The following is a 12,507-nucleotide window of genomic DNA, read 5'->3' on the forward strand; positions in this document are numbered from 1 at the left end:
GCGGGTCAAGCTGTCAGGTGGTTCGAGGTGGTACCGAGCTGCGATCAGCCCGCCATGTCGCGGCGGACGTTTTCCAGTCGGCTCAGGATGGTGCCGTCGATGACCTCGTCACCGACCTGGACGCGGACGCCTCCGACGACCTCGGGGTCGACGACGACGTTGGTCATGACCTCGCGCCCGTAGAGGTTGTGCAGGGCACGAGCCAACCGGTCGCGCTGCTCGGGGGTGAGCGGTGTGGCCACGGTGACGATCGCGGTGAGCTGCTGACGCACCGACGCGGCGACGCGCAGGTAGTCCTCCAGCACGCGCTCGTACCGGCGGCCGCGCGGGTGCTCGGCACCACGGGCTGCGAGGAACGCGGTCTCCGGCTCGGCCTTGCCGTCGAGCAGTGCGTGCACCAGCGAGGCCTTGTCGGCGCCGGCACGCTGCCGGTCCATGAAGGCGTCACGCAGGTCCGCACTACCGGCGACGGTGCGCTCGAAGCGGAACAGCTGCTCCTCGACCTCGTCGATCCGCCCACGACGGTCGGCGGCGGCGAAGGCCGATGCGACGGCGAGTTCCTCGACGGCGTCGCAGGCATCTCGGTCCTTGGTCCACCGCTGCGAGGAGACCTCGCGCAGCAGAGCCAGAACCGGGTCGCCGACCTTGCCGCCGAACACCGTGTCGACCAGCCCGGCGCGGCTGGACGCGTCATGCGTCGAGTCGGTGAGGGCCCGGCGCAAGCCGGCATTGCCGTCCAGCACGTCGACGGCGGCGAAGAGCTCGCGCGACGTGTCGGCCGCGTCCGCTCCCTCGCTGAGTCGGCGTCCGAGCTCAGACCGGACGTGGGCGAGTGCGCTCCGGGAGGCTCCCTGCATCAGTTGCCTGCCTCGGAACCGATCTTCGTCGGCTTCACGTCACCGGACTCGAGCTCGGCGAGGAACCGGTCGACGATGCCGCGCTGACGCGCCTCGTCCTCCAGCGACTCTCCGACGATCTTGCTGGCAAGCGTCGTCGACAGCGCGCCGATGTCGGACCGCAGCGAGACGGCTGCCTGCTGGCGGTCGGCCTCGGTCTGCTTCTTGGCGGAGTCGACGATGCGAGCTGCCTCGGCGTTCGCCTGCTCGCGCATGTCCGCGACGATCTGTGCGCCCTGGGCGCGCGCGTCCTCACGGATCTTCGCGGCCTCGTCCCGGGCGTGGCTCAGCTGTGCTTCGTACTGCGCCTTGGCAGCCTCGGCCTGCTTCTGAGCCTCCTGCGCCTGCTCCATACCGCCTTCGATGGCGGCGGTGCGCTCGGCGTGGGCCTGCTCCAGCTTCGGCACGACCTTCGTCTTGACGATCCACAGGAACAGACCGAAGACGATGAGGCCGAAGACCAGCTCAGGAATGTGCGGCAGGATCGGCGCCTGGCTGAGCTCGGGGTCTGCACCCTCCGCCAGCAGGGCCGCGGCCTGGGCCGCTGCGCTGGAATTGATCACGTTGTGCTCCTCGGTATCACCAGGACATGGCGGCGTTGATCAGTCCGCCTGTCCTGCGCGGGTCTTACAGGAAGAAGAGGACCAGACCGAAGATGGCAAGGGCCTCAGCCAGCGCGAAGCCGAGGATGGCGATCGGGCGCAGCAGGTTGCCGCTCTCCGGGTTACGGGCAACGCCGGAGATGTAGGCGGCGAAGATCAGACCGATGGCGATCGCCGGGCCGATGGCGGCCAGGCCGTAGCCGATGGTGCTGAGGTTTCCGCTGAGTTCACCAGTCATTTTGGGTAGTGCCTCTCACATTGTGTGGGATGGACCAGAACGAACTGTTCGCTCTGGGCGATTGTGGGGTTTGTGTTCAGTTGTTGATCAGTGGTCGTCCGCGAGGGCGCCACCGATGTACGAGGCGGCCAGAAGGACGAAGACGTACGCCTGCAGGAACTGCACCAGGGCCTCGAACGCGGTCATGATCGCTGCCATGATCCAGGCGGGGATCGCGACGAACTTCAGGCCGATCGCATCCTGGTTGAACAGTTCCCAGCCGCCGAGGATGAACACCACGAGCAGCATGTGTCCGGCGAACATGTTGCCGAACAGACGCAGGGAGAGCGTCACCGGGCGGGTGATGAAGAACGTGAGCAGCTCCAGCGGCACGATCAGCGGAAGCAGCCAGCCCGGAACGCCCGGCGGGATCATCCACTTGATGTACTTGCCGAATCCGCCGTGCTTCTTGATGCCGACGTAGTGGTAGACGACGTAGACGAACAGCGTCAGCGCGATCGGGAAGCCGACGCGGGCCATCGTGGGGTTCTGGAACGGCGGGATGATGCCCATCCAGTTGTTCAGCAGGATGAAGACGAACAGGCTGAACAGCAGCGGGACGAACCGCATGAAGTCCTTGGACCCGATCGAGTCCTCGGCGACCCCGCCGCGGATCGCGTGGTAGACCTGCTCGGTCAGGTACTGCCCCTTGCCCGGGACGACGGACGCCTTACGGGTGGTGGCCAGCAGCCACCAGAGCAGCAGTGCGGTCGCCACCAGCATCACGATCATCGGACGAGTGATGGCGAGGGTGAACTCGTATCCGCCCAGGTCGACGGTGCCGAACTTGACCAGCGGCTGCCAGAAGTCCTCGGGCTTCGGGGGGAATCCGCCTTCGGCCGACACAGCTGTCGGCACGCTCAGCGCGGTGAGGCTCACGCGTTCTCCTCGTTCACGGTGGTGGTCAGGGGCTCAAGAAGATCTCGGGGCACAGCCGTCGGCCGATGCATCACGCGTCACCTTCTGGGGTCTTGGGGGCTGCGGAGCTGTCAGCGTCACCCGGACTGTTACCGGGGTTACCGTATCGGATCCACACCAGGTACATCGACAGGGCCATCCCCAGCAGCAGTCCGAGCAGCGTCAACCACGGCTTCGTGTCGAGCCAGCGGTCGGCGAACCATCCCACGGCGGTATAGAGCAACGGCCCGGAAATCAGGATCGCGGTGACGTTGGACGCGAGCTGATCGGATTTCGCATGGGTCGGACGCGTGATGCGGGAGGAACTCATCGGCTCGCTCCCGGAAGCGCGACATCGAACATCGGGGTGCGCGAGTGCATGAAGCCCCACAGTTGTCCCCCGAGCCAGACCAGCGCGGCCACGAGAGCGCCGAGCGCCACGCTGCGCGAGTCGAGTGCAGGCACGTTGGTCAGGAACAGCAGCGCGGGGAACATCAGGCTGACCTGTAGGCAGTAGATGCCGAGCGCGCCGGCCATCGAGGAGTTCGGGTGCAGTGACTCCAGCACCCAGCGGATGCCGACGTAACCCATGAGGAAGATCAGTGCGCTGACGGCGACACCCGCGCTCGCTCCGAGCAGGCCCTCGACGCCTCGCGCGAGGTAGCCGACCACGGCTGCGAAAGGGAGCAGGGCGGCAGCTGCGAGGACTCCCCCGCGGAACATCATCGGGACGGCAGAACGGTCTGCGGACGCGGGGCTGCTGTTCGCAGCGCGCACTCGCTTCACGGTCATTGCTCGGCCCTCAGAACTGGTGGTGGCGGGGGTCAGAAAGTTTGGCGTGCCGCGGAATCGTCGCCGGGTAGGCGGCATCGCAACGGGTGGTCCAGGTGCTTGTGAAAGTTATCACAAGGACCTCCTACGGCCCAATTTCGGCAGCCCCAGGGTGAGCGCCAGGCACACGAGCAGGCCGACGACCAGGAACACTGCGGCGTACTCGGCCTGCACGAACGCGAACAGCAGCGCTCCCCCGCTCGCCACCATCGACCACGCGTAGAACAGCAGCACTGCTTGCCGGTGTGGGTGACCGATGCCGAGCATCTTGTGGTGCAGGTGCTTGGCGTCCGGCTTCCAGAACTTCAGCCCGCGGCGGCGGATGGCGAGCAGGACGTCCAGGATCGGCACCGCGAGGATCGACAACGGCAACGCGATCGGCAGCCAGAAGGCCACCAGTGCCGAACTGCGCTGCGGCGCGATGCTCGGGTCGAAATTCCCGGTGAAGGAGATCGTGGCGGCCGCGAGCAGCAGACCCAGCAACAGCGCGCCCGCGTCACCCATGAACAGCTTCGCCGGGTGGAAGTTGTGCGGCAGGAAGCCCAGGCAGCACCCGACCACGGCCGCCGACAGGAACGCCGAGGTGGAGAACACCGATTCCACATTGAGTTCCGGCGGCAGGGATGAATAGGCCCAGATGAAGAAGGCGGCTGCCGCGATCGCGACCATTCCTGCGGCGAGTCCGTCCAGGCCGTCGGCGAAGTTCACCGCGTTCGTCGTCGCGATGACCACGAAGATCGTGAGGGCGAGCATCACCGGCTGCGGCAGGATCGTCTGCGCGCCGCCGTACGGCACGAGATAGAGCTGGATGCCGGCGAACGCCATCACCCCCGCGGCGATCATCTGCCCGGCGAACTTGGTGATCGCGTCGATCTCGATGAAGTCATCGACCGCCCCGAGCGCGGTGATGAGCACCGCGCCGATGAGCACGCCGTACAGTTCGCCTTCATCGTAAAGCCCTGACAGATACGGCAATTGGGACGCAACCGCGGCTGCGGCGAGAAAGCCGACGAGCATGGCTACACCGCCCAGCCTGGGCACCGGGATCGAGTGCACGTCGCGTCCCCGCACCGGGGTGACCGCACCGAAACGAACTGCCGCCCACCGGATCGCCGGGGTCGCCAGGAACGTGATGGCCGCGGCGACCACACAGATCAGCAGATATTCACGCACGGTCGGTCAGCGAACTTCTCTCGGTCGTCGTGCAGACAGCCCCGCACGACCGGCGGGGCTGCCCGAAATGCTCAGCTACGAGGGTAAGCCGGGAAGCGCTTGCAGAGGTCCTCGACGCCGCCGCGCACCTCTTCGGAGATCGCGCTCTCGGGGTTGCCGTCGCCCTCGGTGATCGCCTTGTGGATGAGCTCGGCGATGACCTTCATCTCCTCCACGCCCATGCCCTGGGTGGTGACCGACGGCGTGCCGACGCGGATGCCGGACGCGATGTTCGGCTTCTGCGGGTCGAAGGGGATCGCGTTCTTGTTGAGCACGATGCCGGCTGCGTCCGCACGCTTCTCGGCGTCTGCTCCGGTAACGTCCACACCCTGCAGGTCGTGCAGCGACAGGTGGGTGTCGGTGCCCCCAGTGGTCGGGCGAATACCCTTCTCCCCCAACGATGTCGCCAGTTGCTGGGCGTTGGCGATGACGTCCTTCGCGTACTGCGCGTACTCCGGGGTCGCGCACTCCTTGAAGTTGACCGCCTTCGCCGCGATCGTGTGCATCTGTGGGCCGCCCTGCATCATTGGGAACACGGCCTTGTCGAGTGCCTTCGCGTGCTCCTCCTTGCAGACCAGCGCACCGGAGCGCGGCCCACGCAGCACCTTGTGCGTGGTGAAGGTGACGACGTCGGCGTAGGGCACCGGGCTCGGGATCGCCTTACCGGCGACCAGTCCGATGAAGTGCGCGGCGTCGACCCAGAAGATCGCACCGATCTCGTCGGCGAGCCCCCGGAAGAACTCGAAGTCGATCAACCGCGGGATCGCGGAGCCGCCGGCCAGGATGACTTTCGGCTTGTGCTCCTTGGCGAGGCGCTCGACCTCGGCGTAGTCGATGTCCTCGGTCTCTTTGTCGACGCCGTAGTGGACGGCGTTGAACCACTTGCCGGAGAAGCTGACCTTGGTGCCGTGGGTCAGGTGGCCGCCCATCGGCAGCGCCATACCCAGGATCGTGTCACCCGGCTGCATGAACGCCCCGTAGACGGCCTGGTTGGCGCTCGCACCGGAGTGCGGCTGCACGTTCGCGTGCTCGGCCCCGAACAGCTCCTTGGCACGCTCGATCGCGAGGTTCTCGGCGCGGTCGACCACCGAGCAGCCACCGTAGTAGCGACGTCCGGGGTATCCCTCGGCGTACTTGTTGGTGAGCGTCGATCCCAGCGCCGTGATGACGGCCGGACTGGAGAGGTTCTCACTGGCGATCAACTGCAGGCCGCTGCGGATGCGGTCGACCTCGGCCACCAGCACGTCGGCGATCTCGGGGTCGAACTGTTCGAGCGCGTCGTAGTCGGAGCCGTAGAAGGGCGTAGTCATCTGTGCATTCACCTCGTGGTCGGGTCTTGCGGACGGTCGTCAGGGAGTTCTCGGAGATCTTCGGGTTGCTCACGTTCTGCGTCGTCGTGCTTGACGAGGTCGATCGGACGGTCGTCGGTGTGCTCCGGTATGCGCTCGCCGGTCTCGGGGTCGACCGACGGGTCGGGCTCCTCGCTGAAGCCGGCGTTCGGGTCGACCAGCTCGACCGAACCGAGCACCTCGCGCAACTGCTCCGCGCTGATCGCTCCTTCGCGCAGCAACTCGGGGTCGGCCTTGGTGCAGTCGAGAATCGTCGACGGTGTGCCGCCCTCGCGCGTGCCCGCGTCCAGGTAGACCTCGACGGACGGGCCGAACGCGAACCCGGCCTCGGTGATGGTGGTGATCGCCGGCTGACCGGTGCGATTGGCGGAGCTGACGGCCATCGGCCCTACCTGCGAAAGAAGGTCCTTGGCGAACTCGTCGTCCGGGATTCGAAGTGCCACAGTGCCGTTGGTGTCACCGAGGTCCCAGGCGAGGGACGGCTGGGCACGCAAGACGAGCGTGAGTCCGCCGGGCCAGAAGGCTTCGATCAGCCGGCGTGCGTACGACGGGACGGCGGTGGCGAGGCCGTCGACCGCGGCCGGGTCGGCGATCAGCACCGGCGGAGGCATCTCGCGTCCGCGTCCTTTGGCGTTCAGCAACGCGTCGACGCCGGACGCACTGAACGCGTCCGTGCCGATGCCGTAGACGGTGTCGGTCGGCAGCACGACGCACTGGCCCATGCGGGCTGCCTCGACAGCTTTCGCGATGCCTTCGCTGCGGCCCTGCTCGGTGGCGAGGTCGAAGACCGGACTCACTGCACACTCCTTGACGGGGTCGGACTCGTTCCGGACGAGTCTCCCGCATCTGCGGCGACGACCGCATCCAGGTCTGCCCACTCCCGGCGACGGATCGCACCGATGAGCTTGTCCCGGTAGACATCCAGGTCGATCCCGTTGTCCCGCAACCAGGTCGAGTCGTAGTAGGTCTGTTCGTAGCGACCGCCGCCGTCACACAGCAGGGTGACAATGCTGCCTCTCTCCCCGCGCGCCTGCATCTCGCAGGCCAGTCGCAGCGTGCCGACGAGGTTGGTGCCCGTCGAACCGCCGGCGAACAGTCCGGTGTGCTCACGCAACAGGTGCACGGCCGCGATGGACGCAGCGTCCGGCACCTTGATCATCCGGTCGACCACGCCCGGCGCGAACGATGGTTCGGTGCGCGGGCGTCCGATGCCCTCGATGCGTGACCCGCCGCAGATCGTGCGGCCGGCGTCGTGGTCGACCCAGCCGTCGAAGAAGACGGAGTTCTCGGGGTCGACGACGCACAGCTTGGTGTCGTGCCCCTGGTAGCGCAGGTAGCGACCGATCGTCGCGCTCGTGCCGCCGGTGCCGGCACCGACCACGATCCAGCTGGGAACGGGATGGGGCTCGCGCTCCATCTGGTCGAAGATCGACTCGGCGATGTTGTTGTTGCCCCGCCAGTCGGTGGCTCGCTCGGCGTACGTGAACTGATCCACATAGTGACCGCCGGTCTCGTCGGCGATCTGCTGCGCGCGCTGGTACACCTGCGCGCCGGTGTCGACGAAGTCGCAGGTGCCGCCGTACCGCTCGATGAGTTCGATCTTGCGCCGACTGGTCGTGCGCGGCATCACCGCGACGAACGGCAGACCGAGCAGACGGGCGAAGTACGCCTCACTGACCGCGGTCGACCCGCTGCTCGCCTCAATCACCACGGACCCCTGACGGATCCAGCCGTTGCACAAGGCGTACATGAACAGGCTGCGGGCCAGACGATGCTTGAGGCTTCCGGTGGGGTGGGTCGACTCGTCCTTGAGGTAGATGTCGACACCGAACCCGTGGGGCATGTGCAACGGGATGAGGTGGGTGTCCGCGGAACGGTTGGCATCGGCCTCCACCTGACGGATCGCCCAGGAGACCCAGGCACGTTCGTCGTCGCAGCACTGTGTGACGTCGAAGGTTCCCGGCATAACTGCGATCGTAGGCCCCGGGTGAGTCACGGCTCACACCGTGGCCGCAACCCCGCGGTAACGCTCAGATCCGTCCTTCGCACTCGTACAGCACGTCGGCCGCTTGGAAACCGAACTTCGCGTTGGTGGCGCGCATCGCCACGTTGGAGTCGGCGATGAAGGTCTGCAGCATCGTGCGACCGTCGCGTACCCCGTCGAGTCGGCGCAGGTTGTCGGCCTTGAGCGCCTGCCCGATCCGTCGTCCGCGGTGTTCAGGTAGGACGAGCGTGTCCTCCTGCACCATGACTCGATCACTGTCCTGCATCAATATCTCTGTGTAACCGACCGATTCGCCGTTCACCATCGCGAGCGCGGTGACCGATGTCCAACCGCGCTCGACCAAACGCCGCTGACTGTCACGTTGCCGTTCGAGGTCGAGGTCGAGTGGTCGGCGACTGAGCTCGCCGCGTGGCACATCCTGCTCCATCTGCTGCTGCAGCACGAGCAACTGCGCCTCGTACTGCTGCGGACACGGACCGACCCACCCCGCGATCTCGATGTCCGTGTCGAGCGGTGTGTCGAGCGGTGTGTCCATCGAGACGACCGGGAGTTCGAGCAGGTATCTGGTCTCGACGTTCGCGACCGCGAGTCCGTGCGCCGCGGCGAACCGGCCGCCGCGAGTCTCGGAGAAGTCCTGCCCAGGCAGTCCGTACACCTCGGTGTCGACCGTCGTTCGACGGCACTCGACCAACCGGTTCCGCAGATCCGCCGCGAGCGCTCGCCCGTGCCCACGGCCGGTGCGGTCGCCCTGAACTGCCAACTCGATGGACGCGGAATCGGTGTTCTCCCGGTTCGGGAGCGTGGCGTCCGCAGCAGCGACGATCTCCCCGTCGACCAGCCCGACCAACGCGATCCGGTCGGAGTACGTGGACGGGTTCTCGAACCTGTACAACGCCTCGTGGATCCCCGACCACCAGACCGGTGGACGACCGCCGGTGTAACCCTCGAACAGCACGTCGTGCCACGCGCGGATCTCAGCACGATCATCGGTGTTCAGTTCCCGAATCTCCATGATTGCCAGCCTGGTTGCCACCATCCTACGGCGCAACCCATTTACCTGTCGGGGTGAGATGGGAAGGTTGCGCCATGGAGATCGCCGACCGCCCGCTGGATCGCACCGAGCTCGAACGGATCCTGAACCAAGCTCGTGAGCCGGTTGCGCTGGTGCGTTGCGACCTGAGCGGTGCCAACCTGCGCGACCTCGATCTGACCGAGGTCACGTTCGACGAGTGCGCGCTCGACGGCGCGCTGTTGGACGGGGCTGCGCTGGGTGGGGTGATCTTCACGGGTTGCCGGATGACCGGTGTCTCGATGGAACGCACGCGTGGGCTGGGGTTCGAGATCCGCCGCTCCAACCTCTTCGCCGCCAACCTCATCGGTGCCGTTCTGGCCAACGCCGACCTCACCGGCTGCCGGTTCACCGAGGCTGTCCTGCGCAGCGCGGATCTGCACGCGTCTGTGTTCGACGGGTGCGACCTGACCGAGGCCGATCTGCACGCAGCGAACCTAAGCGACGCCGACCTTCGGGGCGCTCGCCTCGGTGAGTGCGATCTCGACCGGCTGCGTGCGCTGAAGGGCGCGATCCTCACCCCGAATCAGGCGAGCGACATCGTCGCCGATCTCACGGGAGCACAGATCGTCCCCATCGGCGACTGACGCCGCCCGGCGGACGCTCGCCGAACTCGCTGCGCCGCAAAACCGTTTCCGCCCAGCGAGTCACAACATTCTCGGCATGTCCGGGCCTCGATCGGCGCCCCGCACCAAGGAGTTGTCATGGGCATCGTTCTCGGCGTCATCGTCGCCGGCGTCATTCTCATCACCGGCGCGGTTGCGCTGCCGGACAGCATCGCCAACAACGTCGCACCCGAGACCCTCGGATGGAACCTGTTGGTCGCCGGCGTGCTGCTGGCGCTGCTGTCACTGCCGGCGACCCGTCGCCGCAAGACCACCGTCGTCGAACGCGACAGTGGTGACCGACCGTCCGCTGGACGGTCGCTGAGGTTCACGCGGGCCGACGGGCCATCGCGAAACGGGGCCGACCGGTGAGGTCGGCCTCGTCCCTTGTCTCGACCCAGCCTCTGCGACTCAGCGCCCCTGGCAGCGAGTCACCCTGTGTCTCAGCATGTTCCATGATCAGGACGCCACCGGGACGCAACAGATCGAAGGCGCGATCCGCCACTTCCAAGGGGATGCGCAGCCCGTCGTGGCTGCCGCCGTACAGTGCGATCTCCGGGTCGTGATCACGCACTTCGGGATCGATCGGCACCATCCCCACCGGGATGTACGGCGGGTTGCTGAGCACCACGTCCACCTGGCCGAGCAGGTCCGGAAAGGCGTGTTGGGCAGGGCCGTTCACGATCTCCACATCGAGCGCGAGCCGGTCCCGGTTCGCGGCGGCCCATGCGTACGCGTGCTCGGAGAGCTCGATCGCGTGCACCGACAGGTCGGGGCGTTCCTGCTTGACCGCGAGCGGGATCGGCGCGGCGCCGGTGCACAGGTCGACCAGAACTCCGCCGTGCGGCGCGTGGGCCAGTCCGAGGTCGACGATGAGCTCCGTCTCCGGACGCGGCACGAAAACCCCTGGCCCGACACGGAGTTCAAGGTGGCGGAAATGAGCTCGACCGGTGAGGTGCTGCAAGGGCACACGCGCCGCCCTTTCGTCGACGAGCGCTTCGTAGCGAGTCGCCACCTCGTCGGGGAGCACGTCGCCCATCAGTGCAGCTCGACGAAGTTGCTCGCCGGTCTTGCCCCATGCATGCTCCAGCAGCAGGCACGCGTCAGCACTCGGCGACGCAATTCCGCTGCCGGCCAAGCGTTCTGCGGCGGCGCGCAGGATCGACCGCAGTTCGCTCACTCGCTGCTGCCCGCAGCCACGGCGGCCATCCGTGCCGCTTCGTCGGCCTGGACCGCGGAGTCGATCACCGCGGCGAGATCTCCGTCGAGCACGGAGTCCAGGTTGTACGACTTGTACCCGGTGCGGTGGTCGGCGATGCGATTCTCGGGGTAGTTGTAGGTGCGGATCCGCTCCGAACGATCCATGTTGCGTACCTGGGACTTGCGGGCCGCGGATGCCTCGGCGTCCTTCTTCTCCTGCTCCAGCTGGCGCAGCCGAGCCTTGAGCACGCGCATCGCGGACTCCTTGTTCTGCAACTGCGATTTCTCGTTCTGGCAGGACACGACGACACCGGTCGGCAGGTGGGTGATGCGGACCGCGGAGTCCGTGGTGTTGACCGACTGACCACCGGGACCGGAGCTGCGGTAGACGTCGATCTTCAGGTCATTCGGACCGAAGACGATCTCGTCGTCGTCACCCTCGTCCAGATCGGGCATCACCAGGACCCCCACGGCCGAGGTGTGGATGCGTCCCTGCGACTCGGTGGCCGGCACACGCTGGACACGGTGCACGCCACCCTCGTACTTCAGGCGCGCCCATGGCGCCGTACCCGGCTCCACGACGCCTTTCGCCTGGATCTGCAGCCGCACATCGGTGTACCCGCCGAGATCGGACTCGGTGCCGTCGGTGACCGACGCTCGCCAGCCGGCCTGTTCGGCGTAGCGCAAGTACATCCGCACCAGATCGGCCGCGAACAATGCGGCCTCGGCGCCGCCCGCCCCGGCCTTGACCTCGAGGATGACATCGCGGTCGTCGTCCTCGTCGCGCGGCAGCAGCAGCGTGCGCAGCTTGGCCTCCGAGCGTTCGACCTGCTGCGTCAGAGCGGGTAGTTCATCGGCGAAACCGGCGTCGTCGGCGGCGAGTTCCTGGGCCGTCTCCAGGTCGTCCTGCGCGGCCTGCCAAGCATTGGCGGCGGCGACGGTCGGCCCGAGGGTGGCGTACCGCTTGTTGACCTTGCGCATCAGGACCGGGTCGGCGAGCACCTCGGGATCGGTCATGCGACGTTCGAGTTCGGCGTGCTCGGCGACGATCGCCGCGGCGGAATCCAGCATGTGCGTCCTAGCTTCAGGTGCTTTCGGGGTGCTTCGGGGATGGGGGTGAAACGCGAAACGCCGGTTCCGTCGAAGGACGGAACCGGCGAATCGAAGAAGCTACTTGGACTTGTTGCCGTAGCGCTGCTGGAAGCGGGCCACGCGACCACCGGTGTCGAGGATCTTCTGCTTACCGGTGTAGAACGGGTGGCAGTTGGAGCACACTTCGGCGCTGATGCGGCCGGACTCGGCGGTGCTGCGGGTGGTGAACGTGTTGCCGCAGGTGCAGGTGACCGTGGTCTCGGCGTAGTTCGGGTGAAGGTTCTTCTTCACGGCTTCTCCTAAGTCTTCAGGCTGTTTCCCGGGTCGTCGGGCGGGATGCGCGACGTGAACCGGGGCCAAGGGACAAGTCTGCCAGAGCAGGCGGACCTCCTCCAAAACGTCGGACTCGTGGTGTTCATTCCCGCCCGGGCGGGGGCTTCATTTCGCCACGTACTGGGACAAGTTGGAAGTT

General features: G+C 66.8%; 16 protein-coding genes. 2 read left to right on the plus strand and 14 right to left on the minus strand.

What is annotated here, in order from left to right:
* Positions 1–44 precede the first annotated feature (44 nt).
* The 11 genes from ACYU8W_RS09845 to ACYU8W_RS09895 form a co-directional block, all read right to left on the minus strand.
* Positions 45–857, minus strand: a complete 813-nt coding sequence (locus ACYU8W_RS09845) for a F0F1 ATP synthase subunit delta (protein WP_499468675.1) — start codon at positions 855–857, stop codon at positions 45–47.
* A complete protein-coding gene (locus tag ACYU8W_RS09850) occupies positions 857–1,459 on the minus strand; it encodes a F0F1 ATP synthase subunit B (protein WP_499468677.1) in 603 nt (200 codons plus the stop codon). The genes ACYU8W_RS09845 and ACYU8W_RS09850 overlap by 1 nt, the downstream gene beginning before the upstream one ends.
* 64 nt (positions 1,460–1,523) lie before the next feature.
* The gene (locus tag ACYU8W_RS09855; protein WP_115923601.1) at positions 1,524–1,736 is read right to left on the minus strand and encodes an ATP synthase F0 subunit C; all 213 of its coding nucleotides are present in this window, start codon (positions 1,734–1,736) and stop codon (positions 1,524–1,526) included.
* A gap of 87 nt (positions 1,737–1,823) precedes the next feature.
* Positions 1,824–2,654, minus strand: a complete 831-nt coding sequence (atpB, locus tag ACYU8W_RS09860) for a F0F1 ATP synthase subunit A (protein ID WP_129624782.1) — start codon at positions 2,652–2,654, stop codon at positions 1,824–1,826.
* A gap of 70 nt (positions 2,655–2,724) precedes the next feature.
* A complete protein-coding gene (locus tag ACYU8W_RS09865; RefSeq protein WP_141927874.1) occupies positions 2,725–3,003 on the minus strand; it encodes an AtpZ/AtpI family protein in 279 nt (92 codons plus the stop codon).
* On the minus strand, positions 3,000–3,464 hold the full coding sequence (locus tag ACYU8W_RS09870) for a Cg1360 family ATP-synthase-associated protein (protein WP_499468680.1): 465 nt from the start codon (positions 3,462–3,464) through the stop codon (positions 3,000–3,002). The genes ACYU8W_RS09865 and ACYU8W_RS09870 overlap by 4 nt, the downstream gene beginning before the upstream one ends.
* 111 nt (positions 3,465–3,575) lie before the next feature.
* Positions 3,576–4,676: a glycosyltransferase family 4 protein gene (locus ACYU8W_RS09875; RefSeq protein ID WP_499468682.1), complete on the minus strand. Its 1,101-nt coding sequence runs from the start codon at positions 4,674–4,676 to the stop codon at positions 3,576–3,578.
* A 71-nt stretch (positions 4,677–4,747) separates the two neighbouring features.
* Complete coding sequence (gene glyA / locus ACYU8W_RS09880; RefSeq protein WP_499468684.1) at positions 4,748–6,025, minus strand: serine hydroxymethyltransferase; 1,278 nt, start codon at positions 6,023–6,025, stop codon at positions 4,748–4,750.
* Positions 6,026–6,033: 8 nt separating this feature from the next.
* Positions 6,034–6,861, minus strand: coding sequence for an L-threonylcarbamoyladenylate synthase (locus tag ACYU8W_RS09885; protein ID WP_499468686.1), 828 nt, complete (start codon positions 6,859–6,861; stop codon positions 6,034–6,036).
* Positions 6,858–8,030 carry a PLP-dependent cysteine synthase family protein gene (locus ACYU8W_RS09890; RefSeq protein WP_499468688.1) on the minus strand — a complete coding sequence of 391 codons (1,173 nt, stop codon included), beginning with the start codon at positions 8,028–8,030 and terminating at the stop codon, positions 6,858–6,860. The genes ACYU8W_RS09885 and ACYU8W_RS09890 overlap by 4 nt, the downstream gene beginning before the upstream one ends.
* Positions 8,031–8,094: 64 nt before the next feature.
* Complete coding sequence (locus ACYU8W_RS09895) at positions 8,095–9,081, minus strand: GNAT family N-acetyltransferase (protein ID WP_499468690.1); 987 nt, start codon at positions 9,079–9,081, stop codon at positions 8,095–8,097.
* A gap of 74 nt (positions 9,082–9,155) precedes the next feature.
* On the opposite strand from ACYU8W_RS09895, the gene ACYU8W_RS09900 reads away from it, so the two are divergent.
* Positions 9,156–9,725 (plus strand): pentapeptide repeat-containing protein, encoded by a 570-nt coding sequence (locus ACYU8W_RS09900; RefSeq protein ID WP_141927867.1) that lies wholly within the window; start codon positions 9,156–9,158, stop codon positions 9,723–9,725.
* 117 nt (positions 9,726–9,842) lie between these two features.
* Positions 9,843–10,115, plus strand: a complete 273-nt coding sequence (locus tag ACYU8W_RS09905) for a hypothetical protein (RefSeq protein ID WP_499468693.1) — start codon at positions 9,843–9,845, stop codon at positions 10,113–10,115.
* On the opposite strand, the gene prmC is transcribed toward ACYU8W_RS09905, so the two are convergent.
* The 3 genes from prmC to rpmE form a co-directional block, all read right to left on the minus strand.
* A complete protein-coding gene (gene prmC, locus ACYU8W_RS09910; RefSeq protein WP_129624772.1) occupies positions 10,072–10,923 on the minus strand; it encodes a peptide chain release factor N(5)-glutamine methyltransferase in 852 nt (283 codons plus the stop codon). The genes ACYU8W_RS09905 and prmC overlap by 44 nt on opposite strands.
* Positions 10,920–12,014, minus strand: coding sequence for a peptide chain release factor 1 (gene prfA / locus ACYU8W_RS09915; protein ID WP_499468695.1), 1,095 nt, complete (start codon positions 12,012–12,014; stop codon positions 10,920–10,922). The genes prmC and prfA overlap by 4 nt, the downstream gene beginning before the upstream one ends.
* A gap of 99 nt (positions 12,015–12,113) precedes the next feature.
* Positions 12,114–12,326: a 50S ribosomal protein L31 gene (rpmE, locus tag ACYU8W_RS09920; RefSeq protein WP_129624770.1), complete on the minus strand. Its 213-nt coding sequence runs from the start codon at positions 12,324–12,326 to the stop codon at positions 12,114–12,116.
* Positions 12,327–12,507 lie beyond the last annotated feature (181 nt).

It is taken from the genome of Yimella radicis (genome assembly GCF_054778255.1).

Bases quoted from the DNA above. Each gene is read 5' to 3' on its own strand.
- ACYU8W_RS09890 (WP_499468688.1), bottom strand. From the start codon at position 8,030: ATGCCGGGAACCTTCGACGTCACACAGTGCTGCGACGACGAACGTGCC.
- glyA (WP_499468684.1), bottom strand. From the start codon at position 6,025: ATGACTACGCCCTTCTACGGCTCCGACTACGACGCGCTCGAACAGTTC.
- prfA (WP_499468695.1), bottom strand. From the start codon at position 12,014: ATGCTGGATTCCGCCGCGGCGATCGTCGCCGAGCACGCCGAACTCGAA.
- ACYU8W_RS09865 (WP_141927874.1), bottom strand. From the start codon at position 3,003: ATGAGTTCCTCCCGCATCACGCGTCCGACCCATGCGAAATCCGATCAG.
- ACYU8W_RS09895 (WP_499468690.1), bottom strand. From the start codon at position 9,081: ATGGAGATTCGGGAACTGAACACCGATGATCGTGCTGAGATCCGCGCG.
- ACYU8W_RS09900 (WP_141927867.1), top strand. From the start codon at position 9,156: ATGGAGATCGCCGACCGCCCGCTGGATCGCACCGAGCTCGAACGGATC.
- ACYU8W_RS09845 (WP_499468675.1), bottom strand. From the start codon at position 857: ATGCAGGGAGCCTCCCGGAGCGCACTCGCCCACGTCCGGTCTGAGCTC.
- ACYU8W_RS09870 (WP_499468680.1), bottom strand. From the start codon at position 3,464: ATGACCGTGAAGCGAGTGCGCGCTGCGAACAGCAGCCCCGCGTCCGCA.
- ACYU8W_RS09855 (WP_115923601.1), bottom strand. From the start codon at position 1,736: ATGACTGGTGAACTCAGCGGAAACCTCAGCACCATCGGCTACGGCCTG.
- ACYU8W_RS09905 (WP_499468693.1), top strand. From the start codon at position 9,843: ATGGGCATCGTTCTCGGCGTCATCGTCGCCGGCGTCATTCTCATCACC.